Annotated in this window: 14 protein-coding genes; 6 read left to right on the top strand and 8 right to left on the bottom strand. The window is 64.7% G+C overall.

What is annotated here, in order from left to right; translation table 11 throughout:
- Positions 1–136 precede the first annotated feature (136 nt).
- On the bottom strand, positions 137–1,924 hold the full coding sequence (locus ACDK93_RS15615; protein ID WP_458069837.1) for an acyl-CoA dehydrogenase C-terminal domain-containing protein: 1,788 nt from the start codon (positions 1,922–1,924) through the stop codon (positions 137–139).
- 61 nt (positions 1,925–1,985) lie between these two features.
- Positions 1,986–2,468: a hypothetical protein gene (locus ACDK93_RS15610; RefSeq protein ID WP_458069836.1), complete on the bottom strand. Its 483-nt coding sequence runs from the start codon at positions 2,466–2,468 to the stop codon at positions 1,986–1,988.
- A gap of 160 nt (positions 2,469–2,628) precedes the next feature.
- Between ACDK93_RS15610 and ACDK93_RS15605 the strand changes: the two genes are divergently transcribed.
- The 4 genes from ACDK93_RS15605 to ACDK93_RS15590 all read left to right on the top strand — a co-directional run bounded on the left by ACDK93_RS15605 (position 2,629) and on the right by ACDK93_RS15590 (position 7,310).
- A complete protein-coding gene (locus tag ACDK93_RS15605; protein WP_458069835.1) occupies positions 2,629–3,105 on the top strand; it encodes an SET domain-containing protein in 477 nt (158 codons plus the stop codon).
- A gap of 123 nt (positions 3,106–3,228) precedes the next feature.
- Positions 3,229–3,774 carry a type 1 glutamine amidotransferase domain-containing protein gene (locus ACDK93_RS15600; protein ID WP_458069834.1) on the top strand — a complete coding sequence of 182 codons (546 nt, stop codon included), beginning with the start codon at positions 3,229–3,231 and terminating at the stop codon, positions 3,772–3,774.
- 385 nt (positions 3,775–4,159) lie between these two features.
- Positions 4,160–5,176 (top strand): hypothetical protein, encoded by a 1,017-nt coding sequence (locus tag ACDK93_RS15595; protein WP_458069833.1) that lies wholly within the window; start codon positions 4,160–4,162, stop codon positions 5,174–5,176.
- Positions 5,177–5,228: 52 nt separating this feature from the next.
- Positions 5,229–7,310 (top strand): hypothetical protein, encoded by a 2,082-nt coding sequence (locus ACDK93_RS15590; RefSeq protein ID WP_458069832.1) that lies wholly within the window; start codon positions 5,229–5,231, stop codon positions 7,308–7,310.
- Positions 7,311–7,487: 177 nt separating this feature from the next.
- On the opposite strand, the gene ACDK93_RS15585 is transcribed toward ACDK93_RS15590, so the two are convergent.
- Positions 7,488–7,883 (bottom strand): type II toxin-antitoxin system VapC family toxin, encoded by a 396-nt coding sequence (locus ACDK93_RS15585; RefSeq protein ID WP_458069831.1) that lies wholly within the window; start codon positions 7,881–7,883, stop codon positions 7,488–7,490.
- A complete protein-coding gene (locus ACDK93_RS15580) occupies positions 7,880–8,122 on the bottom strand; it encodes a FitA-like ribbon-helix-helix domain-containing protein (protein WP_458069830.1) in 243 nt (80 codons plus the stop codon). The genes ACDK93_RS15585 and ACDK93_RS15580 overlap by 4 nt, the downstream gene beginning before the upstream one ends.
- Before the next feature lie 157 nt (positions 8,123–8,279).
- Between ACDK93_RS15580 and ACDK93_RS15575 the strand changes: the two genes are divergently transcribed.
- Positions 8,280–8,753 carry a GNAT family N-acetyltransferase gene (locus ACDK93_RS15575; protein WP_458069829.1) on the top strand — a complete coding sequence of 158 codons (474 nt, stop codon included), beginning with the start codon at positions 8,280–8,282 and terminating at the stop codon, positions 8,751–8,753.
- A 78-nt stretch (positions 8,754–8,831) separates the two neighbouring features.
- Here ACDK93_RS15575 and ACDK93_RS15570 read toward each other — a convergent pair whose 3' ends face one another.
- The 3 genes from ACDK93_RS15570 to ACDK93_RS15560 form a co-directional block, all read right to left on the bottom strand.
- Positions 8,832–11,105: a molybdopterin cofactor-binding domain-containing protein gene (locus tag ACDK93_RS15570; protein ID WP_458069828.1), complete on the bottom strand. Its 2,274-nt coding sequence runs from the start codon at positions 11,103–11,105 to the stop codon at positions 8,832–8,834.
- Positions 11,102–11,632, bottom strand: coding sequence for a (2Fe-2S)-binding protein (locus tag ACDK93_RS15565; protein WP_458069827.1), 531 nt, complete (start codon positions 11,630–11,632; stop codon positions 11,102–11,104). Before ACDK93_RS15565 ends, ACDK93_RS15570 begins: the two co-directional genes overlap by 4 nt.
- A 128-nt stretch (positions 11,633–11,760) precedes the next feature.
- A complete protein-coding gene (locus tag ACDK93_RS15560) occupies positions 11,761–13,077 on the bottom strand; it encodes an APC family permease (protein WP_458069825.1) in 1,317 nt (438 codons plus the stop codon).
- Between the two features lie 167 nt (positions 13,078–13,244).
- Here ACDK93_RS15560 and ACDK93_RS15555 point away from each other — a divergent pair, with 167 nt between their 5' ends.
- Positions 13,245–13,832, top strand: coding sequence for an outer membrane beta-barrel protein (locus ACDK93_RS15555; RefSeq protein WP_458069824.1), 588 nt, complete (start codon positions 13,245–13,247; stop codon positions 13,830–13,832).
- Positions 13,833–13,907: 75 nt separating this feature from the next.
- Here the strand turns inward: ACDK93_RS15555 and ACDK93_RS15550 are convergent, their stop codons facing one another.
- Positions 13,908–14,789 carry a PhzF family phenazine biosynthesis protein gene (locus ACDK93_RS15550; RefSeq protein WP_458069822.1) on the bottom strand — a complete coding sequence of 294 codons (882 nt, stop codon included), beginning with the start codon at positions 14,787–14,789 and terminating at the stop codon, positions 13,908–13,910.
- Between the last annotated feature and the right edge of the window lie 28 nt (positions 14,790–14,817).

Genomic DNA, 14,817 nt, shown 5'->3' with positions numbered 1-14,817 from the left:
GCTCCTCTAGAGTAACCGCATGTCGCGGTGGCAAGTGATGGGAGCCTTGCGATCCCTCCGGGCAGAACATCGCGCATGAAAAAGCCCGGGCATGAACCCGGGCTCTTTCAATTTTCACTTTTTGTATCGAGACGACTCAGGCGATTTCAGGCACCGTCGCGATGCCGGCCTCGATCGCCGCCTGATGCATCAGGCAGCGCGGCAGCAGGCGGGCGAAGTAGAAGCTCGCGGTATCGCGCTTGGCCTGCTTGAACGCTTCGGACTGCGTGCCGGCTTCGGCCGCGGCCACGCCCTTGGCCAGCAGGTAGGCGATCGCGACGTAGCCAGAGTAGTACAGGTAGTCGTTTGCCGCGGCGCCGAGCTCTTCCGGGTTGGCCTGGATGTTCTGCGCCAGCTTCATGGTCAGGTCGCCCCACTGCTTGGTGAAGGTGGCGAGCGGACCGATCAGCGAGCGCAGCGCCTCGTTGCCCTTCTGCGCATGGCAGAACGTGCTGATCTCTTCCAGGAAATGCTTCAGGCCCACGCCCTGCAGCTGGAGAATCTTGCGGCCCAGCAGGTCGGCGGCCTGGATGCCGGTGGTGCCTTCGTACAAGGTGATGATGCGGGCATCGCGGACGAACTGCTCCATGCCGTTCTCGGCGATGAAACCGTGGCCGCCATACACCTGCAGGGCCTCCTTGGTGCACTCCTGCGCCAGCTCGGTAACCACACCCTTGGCAATCGGAATCAGGAACGCGACCAGCTCGCCGGCCTTCTTGCGCGCGGCCTCGTCGGTGGCGCGGGCTTCGATGTCGGTCTGCAGCGCCGTGTAAAGCAGCAGCGCGCGCGAACCCTCCACGAAGGCGCGCTGGGTAAGCAGCATGCGGCGCACGTCCGGCTGGACCAGCAGGTTGTCGGCGACCTTGTCGGGGAACTTGGCGCCGGACAGCGCGCGCGACTGCAGGCGTTCACGGGCGTAGTTGAGGCTGTTCTGCAGCGCGCGCTCGGCAAGTGCCAAGCCCTGCACGCCGACCGACAGGCGCGCGGCATTCATCATGGTGAACATCGCGGCCAGGCCCTTGTGCGGCTTGCCGATCAGAAAGCCTTCCGCATTGTCGAAGTTCATCACGCAGGTGGAGCAGGCGTGGATGCCCATCTTGTGCTCGATCGAGCCGGCGGTCACGGTGTTGCGCTCGCCGAGCGAGCCGTCCGCGTTGACCTTCACCTTGGGCACGATGAACATCGAGATGCCGCGGCTGCCGGCCGGCGCGTCGGGCAGGCGGGCCAGCACCAGATGCACGATGTTTTCGGTGAGGTCGTGTTCGCCGGCGCTGATGAAGATCTTGGTGCCGCTGATCTTGTACAGGTCGTGCTCGCCCGACTTGCCCGCCGGTTCCGCGCGGGTCTTGATCATGCCCAGATCGGAGCCGGCCTGCGGCTCGGTCAGGCACATGGTGCCGGTCCAGCGGCCTTCGACGATCGGCTTCATGTATAGCTGGCGCTGCCATTCCTCACCGTGCATTTCCATCGCGTGGGTCGAACCCTCGGACAGCAGCGGGTACAGGCTCCAGGCCAGGTTGCCCGACTGGAAGATTTCGGTGGTGGCGGTGCCCAGCACGGCCGGCAGCGCCTGGCCGCCGTAGGCCTCGGGGTTGGTCAGGCCGGTCCAGCCGCCGTCGGCGAACTGCTTGAACGCCTCCTTGAAGCCCTTCGGCGTGGTCACCGTGTGGGTGGCCTTGTCGAAGTGGCAGCCCTCGGTGTCGGCGGGCCAGTTGGTTGGCGCCAGCAACTGCTCGCTGAAACGGCCGGCTTCTTCCAGCACGGCGTCGAACAGGTCGCGGCTGTGCGCTTCGCCGCCGCTCAGGCTGGTCAACGTTTTCTCGGCGTCCAGCACGTCGAAGAGGGTGAAGCGCAGGTCGTCGAGGGGAGCTTTGTAAGCGGTCATGGGAATTCCTTGGTCGAAGGTTCGTCGTGCAGAAAGTTGGCTTGCATGTCTGTGGAGGCGATCAGCGGTAGGTGTTGGGTATGCCGGGCGTCGGCGACAGCGAATCGCTGCCGCTGAAGTCGAAATCGCGCGCCTGCTTTTCCTGTTCTGGCTTGGCGCTGGAGCTGCCGCTGATGCGGTAGCCCAACGATCCGGCACTGCCCTTGGCGCTCACTGCCTGGAGCGCCTTCGACATCGGTGCGGTCGGCAGAATGGTCAGCGTGGTCACATCTCCGGTGAGCGCGGGAATATCCAGCTCGAACGTGCCGTGCAGTCGAACAGGGATCAGCTCGGAAATCTGCAGCTGTCCGTCCAGCGAGGTGAAATCCATCTCACCGTAACTGTTGTTCTGGATGCGCACAGTGAGCTGCCACTCGCCGTCCGGCAGCACCTTCAGCTGCTGCACGCTGACGGTCGGCGGAAACACGCTCTTCTTTGGCGGCCCGCAGGCAACCAGCCCAGCCGTCAGAAAAAACACTAGAGAACCGCGCAGCAGTCGATGCATGGAAATCATCTCAAACGATTGTTTGAATATTAGCAGGAAGTCGCAAAAGTGCGGTGACGGCCCGGCGAACGTTTTGACGCACGGGAAAAGCGCCGGACCGGTTCCCATGGCGCGATGCAGCAGGCATCATCGACTTTTCCACTCATACCGGCAGCCTCACATGACCCGTCGCATCGTCGCCCGTCGCTCCCCTATTCACGGCAACGGCGTGTTCGCCGTGGAGCCGCTGGCCAAGGGCGAGGAAGTGATCGAGTACAAGGGCAAGCTGCTGACCAACGACGAAGCCGACGAGCTCTACGGCGACGGCGGCGAAACCGGCCACACGTTCCTGTTTACGCTCAACGACGAGTACATCATCGACGCCAACCAGAACGGCAACGGCGCGCGCTGGATCAATCACAGCTGCGAGCCCAACTGCCGCGCGGTGGTGGAGGAGAGCCCAAGCGGCAATCCGCGCCGCGACAAGGTAAAGATTGAAACCATTCGACGCATCAAGCCCGGTGAGGAGCTCACCTACGATTACGGCATCGTGCTGGAAGTGCCGCATACGGCGCGGCTGAAAAAGCTCTGGAAATGCCTGTGCGGCTCGCCGAAGTGCACGGGTACTTTGTTGAAATCAAAAACCAAGCAGGCCTGATTCAAGCCCCCGCATTCAGCCCGCTGCACCTCGTGACGCGAGCTCACGCGCTGCAGACGCTACCGACACGCGGTGCGCATGCGCTCTCATACATAGTAGATGTTCGTCCCCACGGAGAGCGTCATGAGCAAGCAGAATTTGAACGGCCGCCACATCGCGGTACTCGCCACCGACGGCTTCGAGCAGAGCGAGTTGCAGGAGCCCAAGCGCCTGCTGGAAGAGGCGGGTGCGACGGTTCACGTCATCGCACCGGATGGCGCCAAGCAGATCAAGGGCTGGGACAAGAAGGACTGGGGTGATTCGGTCAAGGTCGACAAGGCGCTCGAGCAGGCGCAGGCCAGTGACTACGACGCGCTGGTCTTGCCGGGCGGCGTCATCAATCCGGACAAGCTTCGCCTGGACACCAAGGCCATCGCGCTGATCAAGGCCTTTGGTGCAGCCAACAAGCCGATTGCCGCCATCTGCCACGGTCCGTGGACGCTGATCAATGCCGAGCTGGTCAAAGGCCGCAACATCACTTCGTGGCCGTCGCTGCAGACGGACCTGGAGAACGCCGGCGCCAAGTGGCAGGACAGCGAGGTCGTGCACGATGGCAACCTCATCACCAGCCGCAAGCCGGACGACATTCCGGCCTTTACCAAGACGTTGATCGAGGCGATTGCAGCGTAGCTACTGCGGTCGCTCCTGTCGATCCGAAGATGACCTTACCGCCGCACCCACGGGTGCGGCGCTTTTCATTTGGCCGTCCAGAAGGCCTGGAACCTGTCGCCTTATCGATCCAACGGGAACGCAGCTGCCCTGTTTGTCATGCCAGAGATCACCGCAGCCCGATTACACGACAGCGGCTGGCAAGCGTCCTGCGACAAGGCCGCTTTCGGTTGATCCGGCCCCGCCAATGTCGTTGATGAACGCGACCTGCTCGGCTGTCGTCGGCTGAATCACAGTCGACAGGCGGAACCGCCAGCGCAGTTCGAGGTCTGCCCTGGGCGGAACACTCCGCGTAGAAGATGCATCGGTCCCGCTAGGTTCAAGCGTCATGCGGCATGCTTCGCCGTTGACTCCGCCACGAGACGCCGTCATTACCCATCCGCCGCAGTTCGATTCGCCCCGTGGGGCATCACGTACCGACCAGCCCGCTCGCGGGCTGGTGCCGCTGGATGAGTCCACCAGCGCGATGCTGCGTGCGCTGCCGCGGCGCCGCTCGACGCGCGATCGCGGCTGGTTGTGGCTGTCCATCCTGGCCGCCCTGGTGCTGCACGGGTTCTTCGCCTGGTTCGTCTGGCGGCAGATGCGCCCGGACATGTCGCCCCTCGCCGCCGCGGCGCCGAGTGCCGGCGCCATCGAAATCCGCTTTATCCCTCGCGATCAACCGGTGGCGGCACCGTTACCGCCGCCACCCTCGCCGCTGCGTAGCTCACCGCCGCCGAAGGTGGCAGCCACACGTCCGCGCCCGGTGGTCAAACCGGAGCCGCCGTCGAAAGATGCGATGACCGTGCAGCTGCCCGCGACCAAGCCGGACGACGCGCCGCCGCCCACGTTGTTCGACAAGAATGGCCAGCCCTTGCTGCCCGCATCGGCCGCCAGTGCGCCGCCCAGCGCTGAGCCGGATTACGTCCAGCGGCTGCCGACGGACGGCGACAAGGTGATGCAGCACGGCACGCCGATCAAATACGCGCCGACGCGCTTCGACAAGTACTGGCACAAGACCAGCACGGTGGACAGCGCTCTGCAAAAAGCGGTCGATGCCACCACGGTCAAAAAGACTTTCACTCTGCCCGGCGGGGTGCATATCCACTGCGCCGTTTCGGTGGCGATGCTGGCCGGCGGTTGCGGCGGCGATCCGCCACCGCCGCCGTCGAAGAAAGACGGCGACGAGCGCCTGAGCATGGCGCCCTCGCAGCAGTTCGGCAAAGACCCGCATCCGCCCACGCCACCCACACTGGAGGCATGCATCGCGATGTATCGCGCGAACAAGCCGCTGGAACACGGCTGCCCGGTGGATACGCCCAATCGCGCGGTTGATGCGGAAAAAGCAGAGGCTGCTGCCAAGACTGCCGCGGGCAAGCCGTAGGCTGAATCAGCGGGTATCGGCGAAACCCGGGGCCACCGCTACACTGGCGGCCATGTCCCTGCCGCCCATCGATCCCGCCGCCGCCGGTGATTCCACCAATCGCCCCGCGCGGATCCTGATGGAATCGCCGCTGGCGACGTCTACCCGGGTGATTTCCCGTCGTCGGCTGACGCGCCAGGAGCCACGCGAAAGCTGGCGCCGCATTATCGGCATCGTCGGCGCGGTCCTGCTGCACATCGTCTTTCTACTGGTTTTCATACTCGGGCCGGTTGACGACGGCCGGCTGATTCCGGAGCCCAAGGTCGTGGCCCTGCACGTGCGTCTGATCGATGCGCCCGAACCGCCACCACCGCCGCCGATCCGCGGCACCCCGCCGAAAGAAAAGGGGCCTCGACACAAAGGCCGGGCCACATCGGCGTCGAAGCAGCTTGCCAGCATCAGCTCGCCCAGCAGCGAGCCGTCGACCATGACGCTCGCGCAGGCCAGCCCGCCCACCGCGCCGCCCGTCGTGGCGAAAGCCACAGTCAGCCATTCGCCGACGGCCAAACGAGTGGCCGCGCCGAAGCCGCCGGTCAGCATGCCCAAGCCGGCGCCCACGCCACAGCTGCAGCCGATTCCGGTAGCCGGTCTGCCGCCCACTGTGGTCCTGGCCACCCCGACGCTGCACGCGCCGGTGCCGCCAAGGTTTCAGCCTGAACCCGTGCGTGCACCGCAGGCCGAGGGCAATCAGCCCATGCCACCGCCGGCCTCGCAGGCACTGCCGGACGTGCCGCCTCAGGCCATGCCTGCGGTGGAAAAGCCGACTATCGCACTGACCAGCGTCGAACCGCCGGCCAACGTGCCGCCAAGCGTGGCGCCCGTCCGCGCGGAAACTCCCGCGGCGCCACCGGCGCCCGAGCTTCAGGCCATCCCGCTGCCTGCCCAGCCCGCGCCCACGGTCAATCTCAAGGCGTCGGTGAGCGTGGCGGCTCCGGCCGCGCCGCGCGAGCTGCCGCAGGTGCAGGCGCCCGCGGTGGAGCCGGCCGAAGCCCAGCTGGAGGCGGTGCCGGTGTCGCCCACCGCCCGTCCCAACGTGGTGTCCGTCGCGCCGACGGTGAAGATCAATGTGGCCGACAGGGCAGCGGTTTCGGCCGTCCAGACGTCCATACCCAAACCTGATCTCAGTGCGCAGCCGACGCCTTCCGTTCCGGCATCCGCATCCGTTCAGTCATCCAGCGCCAGTCAGGCGGCGCCCTCGTCGAGCAAGGCGGACGCTGCCAGTCCGTCAGTCGCCGCAGATTCGGCTGACACCAAGTCCACCAGCGCGCGGCCCGATGCCAGCACCAGCCAGAGCAGCAGCGACCGCGATGTCAGCACCGCGCCCAATGCCACGCCGCAAGGCAGTGACACCGCAACGCCCGGCGAGATCAACGGTGTAGCCAGCGCGACGGACTCCCAGGGAGAGCAGGGGGCAAAACCCTCGTCGACGCAGGGGCACGGTGCGGCCAGCGCGAGCCAGGCCAACGGCAAGAATAACGGCGCAGGCAAAGCCGATACCGGCACCGGACCGACAGGTACGATTTCCCAGGCCGGTGCCGAGCAGGGTGCCAAGCAGGGCGACGTGGGCAGCTACGTGCAGGTGTTGCCGCACGGCGATACCACCATCATGGATCACCGTGCGCCCAACATCGGCTACAAGCCCACCCGTTTCGACAAGGACTGGACGCCGCCCGGCGAAAGCTCGGTCGACACCGCCTTGCGCCACGCGGTCGAGAAAACCACGGCGACGCATACCTTTCATCTTCCCCGGGGCGTGCGCATCAAATGCGCGCTCTCGCCGCTGCTGCCGATGGCGCTGTTGAACTGCGGCAATGGCGATCCGCCGCCCGCGCCCGTGGCGGACAAGGTCTACGACCGGATGCATCTGGCGCCGGCCAATCCGCTGGTGCCGCCCGCGCCCGCAGCCAGCACGGCGCAGGTCGCCAAGGCGGCGCCGCTCAAGCTCGACAACAGCGCAGAATGCGCCACCGCCCGCGTCAGCGGAGGACCGCCGCCGCCGGGCTGCGAGTCGATCATCCTGCCGGTGAAGCTGGCCCATCCCGCGACGTCATCATCGTCAGGTTCGTGGGTACCGGCGAGCGATCAGTTTCATTGAGCAGGGATTCGCCGGGCATTCCGAAGCATTGTCTGTGTGTGTTCCGATTCACGTGCTGAGTTGGCACGGGTAACGTCACTCAGCAAGACGCGATCGTTTCGCGAAGCTCGAGTAACAGCTCTCACGCGCGTCCGCGGTTGACCCACGTTCAAATATCCGCCGCGTGTGGATATGGCGTCAGCCCGCCACCAGTGCGATAGCGACTTTCGGGAATGCACGCAGCAGTTTTTTGTCCATGGTCACAAGCTTTGTATCGAGTTTGTTCGCCAGTGCAATGAACTCGCAGTCGTAAGCCGAGCAGTCGCTGTCGCGGACCAATTCAAGTACGGCGAGCGAGTCGACCTCGAACTCGTTGCCTTGCAGCAGATTTTCAGCTTCGCTCTGCAACGCGCAGGCCTGATGGAAGTCGAGCGCTTTGCGCCGCATGTAACCGGCCAGAACGTTGCGGAACTCGCTGCGCCAAAGAATGGGTGCGGCCCATTCCGAATCGCTTTCCAGCAGTGCGTCAGCGGCTGCGCTGTGTTCGCCTGGCAAATACAGGTAGGCCAGCACGTTGGAGTCCACAACGATCATGGGCGGCTGTCCCGTTTCATTGCGTCTATGTCGCGAGCTCGGAATTTTCCCTTGGTGAGCGCGCTGCGCAGTTCGCGCGCGCGCGCGAGGCGATCGGCGGACGCTGTCTTGCCAATCAACATCGCCTCCAGGCACACGATGGCTTCGCTGTTCATGCTGCGACGATGGGTTTCCGCGGAGCGCTTCAAGCGCTCATAAACCGCGTCGGGGATGTTTTTCAGCGTGAGCGTTGTGGGCATAGTCGTATCCAACCAAAGTGGAACCATTCTGGTTTCACACAAGGGCAGTGTCAACGCCGACATGGCGCAATGCTTATGGCATGGATTTGCCGCGTTGTTGAACCTGCCCGCGGCGATAATCTGTGCATGCACTGACCGTAGCAATCGAGGTTTACGCATGCAGCCATTCCAACTGCGTGATGCGACGCGGGATGATCTTGGGCGTACGTACGAGATCACCAGAGATGCCATGCGCGCTTACGTGGAACAGACCTGGGGCCGCTGGGATGAGCGCGGGCAGCGTCAGAAGCACCAGCACAATTACACACCTGAAACGCACAGGCTTATCGAGGTCGGGAACGCGGTTGCCGGCTTGGTCGCTGTGGAGCAGCTGCCCGATCACGTCTGGCTGGCAAAGCTATATCTGCTGTCGGCTTTCCGTGGGCTGGGCATCGGAGCGGCGGTTATTGCGCATGTTTTGCAGGAGGCGGACAGACGCGGCGTGCCGGTGCGTTTGCGGGTGCTGCGAGTCAATACACGCGCTCAGGCGCTGTATGCCAGGCACGGTTTCCGCGTGGTTCACGAAACGCCAGAGCGCATTTTCATGGAGCGACCGGTTCGAATGGCTGATGTCCGGTCTGAAAAGTCCTGAAAGAGATGTTCGGTTCCTACGTAAAAAATAAATGGCCGTAAAGACGGCCATTTATCTCATTTCATGAGAGGAAGGTGTTTACGATAAGCGCGACAGCTCGCGGGTCAGCGGCAGACGTCGAATCCGCACAGCGGTGGCGCGGAACACTGCATTAGCGAGCGCCGGCGCTGCCGTCGGCATGGCGAGGAAGCTGGCGCCGGCCGGATCGCGGTCGCCGGGAACGGTGATCACTTCCACGGTATCGGGCAGCTGGGCCATGCTGGCCAGCGGGTAATCCTTGCCGCCATGTTGCTGGACCTGACCATCCTTGAAGGTGATCGACAGATTCAGCGCGGTGGACAGCGCGTCCAGCGTGGCGCCGGCGACCTGGCCCTCCAGGCCCAGCGGATTGATTATGCGCCCGACGTCCACGGCGCACACGACGCGCTGGATGCTGAGCTTCTGATCCTGGGCCGCCACCTCGATCGCGTGCGCCACGTAGGCACCGTTGAAGTGCCAGCAGGCGATGCCAAGCCCGTTGACGCTGTGCAGCCAGTTTTTCCATTCGATGCGGTCGGCCACCAGCTTTAGCACGTTAATCAAGCGGCCGGTATCGAAGGTGCCACCGCCGCTCAGCGGCAGCTCGCGCGCCTCGCCGAGCAGGCGCAGGTGCGTGTCGAGCGGATCCTCCTTCATGCTGTGCGCGATTTCGTCGATGAAGCTCTCCACCGCGAACGCGTTGCTGAGGTGCGGCATGCTGCGCGATGGGCCTCGCGGTATGGCCGAGGTCTGCGCGTACCAGTCGCTGCGATAGTTGGGTACCAGCGCCGCGGGCAGCTGGTCGACGTCCACCTCGGAGGTCCACAGGCGGCTGTCCGGCACGCCGCGGTTGACCAGGGCGGAGGCGCTGACCATGCGCTGATACCAGCCGGTGATCTGACGCTTGCGATCGATGATCACGCTGAGCTGGTGCACGCTGCCAGAGCGGTAGTAGTCGTGCGCGAGGTCCTGATCGTGCGTCCAGATCAAGCGCACCGAGGTATCGATGTCCTTGTTGCTGGCCAGCATCACCGCCTCGGCCAGGTAGTCGTGATCGAGCCGGCGACCGTAGCCGCCGCCGACCCGCGGCACGCCGATTTCGATCTGATCCGGCGAAAGGCCGGTAATTCGGTGCACCACCGCCCAGGCTTTCTGCGGCGCCTGCGTCGGCACGACCAGGGTCGCCTTGTTTTTTTCCACGCGAACCAGGCAGTTCATCGGCTCGGCGGTGGCGTGTGCCAGCCACGGCTGGAAATACGTGGCCTCGAGTCGGCGCGCGGCCTTTTTACTGGCCGCGTCGTAGTCGCCGTCGTTGCGCACGCGAGTGGTCGGGTCGGTCTTGCCGGCAAGCACGGCGCCGGCCTGCTGCTCCAGCGCGTCGCTGCTTTCACTGTTGCTCGCGCCCGGCTTCCATTTCAGCTTGAGCTTCTGGCGGCCCTTGAGCGCCGACCAGGTGTCTTCGGCAAGCACCACCACGGCGGTGGCGCTGAGCGTGGTACCGGCCTGCTGGCCTGCCTCGGGACTGAGCTGCAGCACCTTGCGCACGCCTTTGACGGCCAGCGTATCGGTGAAGTCGATGCCGTCCAGCGTGCCGTCCGGCCACGGGCAGTGCACCACGACGGCGGTGAGCGTGTCACCGTACTGCTGATCGATCGCAAAGCGCGTCTGGCCGGTGACGATTTCGCGCGCATCGACGTCGCCCGCGGGGTTGCCGATCAGCTGATAGCGCTCGGCGGTTTTCAGCGGCGGCACGCTGGTGGGCATGTCGATCTTGCTCGCATCCTCGACCAGGCTGCCGTAGGTAAAGCGGCGGCCGTCCAGCGCGATCACCGTGCCCGATTCGCAGCGCAGGCGGTCGGCCGGCACGCCAAGGCGACGCGCGGCCGCCTGCAGCAGCAGCCAGCGGGCCACCGCACCGGCCTGACGCAGGTCGGCCCACGCCGCCGAAATGGATCCACCGGTACCGCCGAGCTGACGGCCGTAAATCCAGCTGGGCTGGCCGTTGTTGTCGGTGACGCCCAGACCCAGTGAGACCACGCTGACGCGATTCCAGTCGGCGTCGAGCTCGTCGGCGATGATGCGCGGCAGCGAGGTCGCAACGCCGGTGCCGGTGTCCGGATCGCGCACGCCGATCAGCACGTTGCCATCGGCATCGATGCGCACATAAGCGCCGATGCCGTAGAAGGTGTCGCCCAGCAGCGACGGCGGCAGCGGCGCGTTGGTATCGGCGGCCTCGGCCGCGCGGATGCCTATGACCAGTGCGCCGGCGGTGCCGGCCAGCACCTGCAGGAAGCGCCGGCGCGAGAGCTGTATGCCGCGATTCGCGTCGCTCATGGCTGGCCCGCCTTGCCGGCGGCCACGCGCTTGATCGCACGGCGCACGCGGGTCTGGCAGCCGCAGCGGCAGACGTTGGGCAGGGTATCGATGTCGTCGTCACTGGGCTGCTTCTTGCGCTTGAGCAGATCGACCGAGGCGATGATCCAGCCGGGCGTGCAGTAGCCGCAGCCGATCGCGTCCTCGTCGATAAAAGCCTGCTGCACCGGGTGCAGGGTGCCGTCGTTGGCGGCAAGCCCTTCGATGGTGACTATCTCCGCGTTGGCCGCCTTGGCCACGCTCACAGAAATGGCCGAGGTCGCCTTGCCCCTGAGCAGGATCAGGTCGGCACCGTTCTCGCCGTGCTCGCCGCCGTATTTGGTGCCGGTCAACCGAAGCACGTCGCGCAGATACCACAGCAATGGCATCTGCGGATCGCCGCTGTGGCGGTAGTGCTCGCCGTTGATCTGCAGGTCGATGCCGTCACGGATCGTGTCCGGCACAATGGTTTCCGTGGCCGGCAGTGCCTGGGCTTGCGCAAGCGCCATTCAAAATCTCCTCGAAAGCTGTGCGGGCATTGTCGCATCTCGGCGGCTTGTTCCGCTGAACAGGCGCTGCCGCGCACGGCAAGCATCGAGGCATCGAGCCGAAACGTTTGCGTCGCTTGTGGCGAGCATCAAGGCGTGCCGCCGAACACGCGACGCCAGACGAAATACACCGGCACGCCCGCAGCGATGATGATCAGCCCGATCCCGGCATTGACCGGGTTGTCGCGCATGGTGGCAAACACCACGCAGGCGATGATCGCGACAAACACCAGCGGCAGCAGCGGGTAACCCGGTACGCGAAAGCGGATGGCCGCATCGTCATGGCGGCGATACCAGAAAAGTGTCGCCACGCCCACGGCGCAGGCCAGCCAGTCGCCGAACGTGGCGTAATCGAGCAACTGGCTGTAGCTGCCTGTCACCGCCAGCAGGATCGACCAGCCGATCAGGATCAGCAGGGCGATATTCGGCGTTTTGTAGCGCGGGTGCAGCCGCGCCACTGATCGGAAAAACAGGCCATCCTCGCCCATCACCTGCAGCACGCGGGCGCCGGCCACCAGGGTGATGTTGCAGAAACCCAGCGCCGAAATGGCCACGCCCAGCGCAATGAGCCTGGCACCGAACGAACCGAAGACCATCTGCATTACGTCAGCCGCCGGCGCCTGGCTGGCCGCGAGCCCGGCGTGGCCCAGCGCCGCGAGGTAGGCCACGTTGACCAGCACGTAGGCTGCAATGACCAAGAGCATGCCAAGCATCAGGGCGCGCGGCAGCGTGCGCTGCGGATCGCGTACTTCGCCCGCGAGGTTGTTGAGGTAGGTAAAGCCCGAATACGCGAACAGCACCGGCAGCGCCGCGCTCATGAAGCCGGTGCCGTGATGTGCGGGGTCGACGGCCAAAATCTTCCCATGTCCGGCGCCGGCGAGAAACAGCCCGCACACCACCAGTACGGCCACGGCCAGCAGCTTCAGCAGCGCAAAAAGGTTCTGGATCCGCGCGCCCAGCTTGAGCCCGAACAGATTCAGCCCCGCCACAAACACCAGCGCACCGACGGTTAGCGGCATCGCCCACGCTGTGGATAGGCCGAAAAGCGTGCTGGCGTAACTGGCGAAAATCTTCGCCACGAAAGCGGTGGAGCCGGAATAAATGACCAGCAGCATGGTCCAGCCGAACAGAAACCCGGCCAGCGGCCCGAAGGCTTCGCGCAGATACACATAGCTGCCGCCCGCATGCGGGCGTCTCGCACCCAGCTCGGCATAGCAAAGCGCGCCTATCAGGGTGAGCAAGCCAGCGCCCACCCACAGCAGCAGAAGCGTGAGCCCTGAGTTAGTGCGCTGGGCAACGATGCCCGGCGTGAGAAAAATGCCGCCGCCGATAATGCCGCCGACCACGATCAGGGCGGCATCCCACGGGCGCAGGCTGCGCTGGTAACCGGGTTCGGCGGTGGACATGGACTTGCGCTTCCTCGAAGGTGATTCCGCATGGTCGCCGCATCATCGCGCGACGCGCAATAGCCATCGCATGTTCTTGCGCGATTCCCTATCGCGTCCGACTTTGCAAAAATGCGGAGCCCGCATGCATGAGGCAGCGGGAGGGAAGCACCAACACAGGGGAAAACATGAAGAAGCATATTTTATCGATCGCCGTTGCTGGCGCGATAGCGGCTGCCTCGGGCAGCGCTCTGGCGGCCGATCCGGGGGCGTTTTTCATCAATGGCAATCTGGGCCAGTCGACGTATCACGAGGGTGACCTGACCAATAACACCGACACCAGCGGCTCCATTCGTGGCGGCTACGTGTGGCAGAGTGATGTCGTCGATTTTGGCGTGGAAGTCGGCTACGTTGATCTCGGTACGGCCTCGACGCAGTTGACGTCGGATTTGCCTGGCTTGAGCGAAAAGGTAAGCGTCAAGGCGAGCGGATCGCTTGTCGGTCTGAACCTCAAGTACAAATTCCAGAATCACATGTTTGTCGAAGGGCGCGGTGGCCTCTTTCACTCCTCCGAGAGCGTTGACGTCGCCAACTATGGCTCGGAGCGCTTCCACGGCAACGGCGGTTACCTCGGTGCGGTGGTGGGCTACGATTTCAACGAGCATTTCAGCCTGGGCGCGGCGTACGACGGTTACCACGCACGCATCAACAGCGACAACGTGAAGGGCAACGGGAGCATCGGCGTGTTTTCCGGCTTCGCCGAATACCGCTTCTGAGACACCCTGTTCGTGATCTGCAGCAACGGCCGCACAAGCGGCCGTTGTTTTTTATGGTGGCTGGTGCCGGATCGGCTAAGTCAGCAGCAACTCGCCGCGCACGCCGATGGCGCAGGCGCCGCCGATAGTGATTGATGATGTGGCGACATCGACGCTGACTTCGACGATGCCGTTGCGGCCCACTTCGCGGCCCTGGCTGGCGAGATAGCGAGGGCCATAAATCTTGAGTCCGCCGGTTTCCTGCAGGTAGGCGGCGATGGCCGCGTTGGCGCTGCCGGTGACGGGGTCTTCGGGCATGCCGTCGGCCGGGCAAAAGGCGCGCACGGCGATCGCAGTGGTGCCATCGTCCTCGCGTCCGAATACGCAGACGCCGACCGCAGGCGCGTTTTCGCAGATCGACGCGATGGTGGGAAAGTTTGGATTGAGCGTCCTCACTACGCCCGCTTCGCCAAGATCGCAGACGAGCCAGACCGGGCCGTTGTCGACCCTGCGCATGCGTGCGCCATCCAAAGGTGTGTGCAGCGCCTTCGCCACTTCTTCGACAAAGGCGTCGTCGCAGCGCTCGATCGTCGCCGCCGGCGCCTGCACGTGGATGACGCGCGCATCGCCTTCGCCATCGACCCGCACCGGCAGCAGGCCCGCGGCACATTCCTGCAACAGCGAGCGCTTGCCTTCGGTCACCTTGCCTGCCGCGATGGCGACATACGCGCTACCGACGCTAGGGTGGCCGGCGAACGGCAGCTCCTGCCGGGTGGTGAAAATGCGCACGCGGTAATCCGCCTGCGGCTGGGTCGGTTTCAGCAGGAACGCGGTTTCGGAGAGGTTGGTCCAGCGCGCGATGCGCTGCATGGTGTCGGTATCCAGGTCGTCGGCATCGATCACCACGGCAAGGGGGTTGCCGTCGAAGAGCCGGCTGGCGAAGACGTCGAGCTGGACGTAGTGGAAACGACGGGTCATGGCGATGGCTTGCGCTGGAAAGGCCCGA

The organism is Rhodanobacter sp. BL-MT-08 (assembly GCF_054161255.1).
The sequence above is the reverse complement of the archived record's forward strand: the minus strand, read 5'-3'. Positions and strand labels throughout refer to the sequence as shown.

What these genes read in the sequence shown, in the direction of transcription:
- ACDK93_RS15615 (WP_458069837.1), bottom strand. Translation starts at nt 1,924, where the DNA reads ATGACCGCTTACAAAGCTCCCCTCGACGACCTGCGCTTCACCCTCTTC.
- ACDK93_RS15610 (WP_458069836.1), bottom strand. Translation starts at nt 2,468, where the DNA reads ATGCATCGACTGCTGCGCGGTTCTCTAGTGTTTTTTCTGACGGCTGGG.
- ACDK93_RS15605 (WP_458069835.1), top strand. Translation starts at nt 2,629, where the DNA reads ATGACCCGTCGCATCGTCGCCCGTCGCTCCCCTATTCACGGCAACGGC.
- ACDK93_RS15600 (WP_458069834.1), top strand. Translation starts at nt 3,229, where the DNA reads ATGAGCAAGCAGAATTTGAACGGCCGCCACATCGCGGTACTCGCCACC.
- ACDK93_RS15590 (WP_458069832.1), top strand. Translation starts at nt 5,229, where the DNA reads ATGTCCCTGCCGCCCATCGATCCCGCCGCCGCCGGTGATTCCACCAAT.
- ACDK93_RS15585 (WP_458069831.1), bottom strand. Translation starts at nt 7,883, where the DNA reads ATGATCGTTGTGGACTCCAACGTGCTGGCCTACCTGTATTTGCCAGGC.
- ACDK93_RS15580 (WP_458069830.1), bottom strand. Translation starts at nt 8,122, where the DNA reads ATGCCCACAACGCTCACGCTGAAAAACATCCCCGACGCGGTTTATGAG.
- ACDK93_RS15575 (WP_458069829.1), top strand. Translation starts at nt 8,280, where the DNA reads ATGCAGCCATTCCAACTGCGTGATGCGACGCGGGATGATCTTGGGCGT.
- ACDK93_RS15570 (WP_458069828.1), bottom strand. Translation starts at nt 11,105, where the DNA reads ATGAGCGACGCGAATCGCGGCATACAGCTCTCGCGCCGGCGCTTCCTG.
- ACDK93_RS15565 (WP_458069827.1), bottom strand. Translation starts at nt 11,632, where the DNA reads ATGGCGCTTGCGCAAGCCCAGGCACTGCCGGCCACGGAAACCATTGTG.
- ACDK93_RS15560 (WP_458069825.1), bottom strand. Translation starts at nt 13,077, where the DNA reads ATGTCCACCGCCGAACCCGGTTACCAGCGCAGCCTGCGCCCGTGGGAT.
- ACDK93_RS15555 (WP_458069824.1), top strand. Translation starts at nt 13,245, where the DNA reads ATGAAGAAGCATATTTTATCGATCGCCGTTGCTGGCGCGATAGCGGCT.
- ACDK93_RS15550 (WP_458069822.1), bottom strand. Translation starts at nt 14,789, where the DNA reads ATGACCCGTCGTTTCCACTACGTCCAGCTCGACGTCTTCGCCAGCCGG.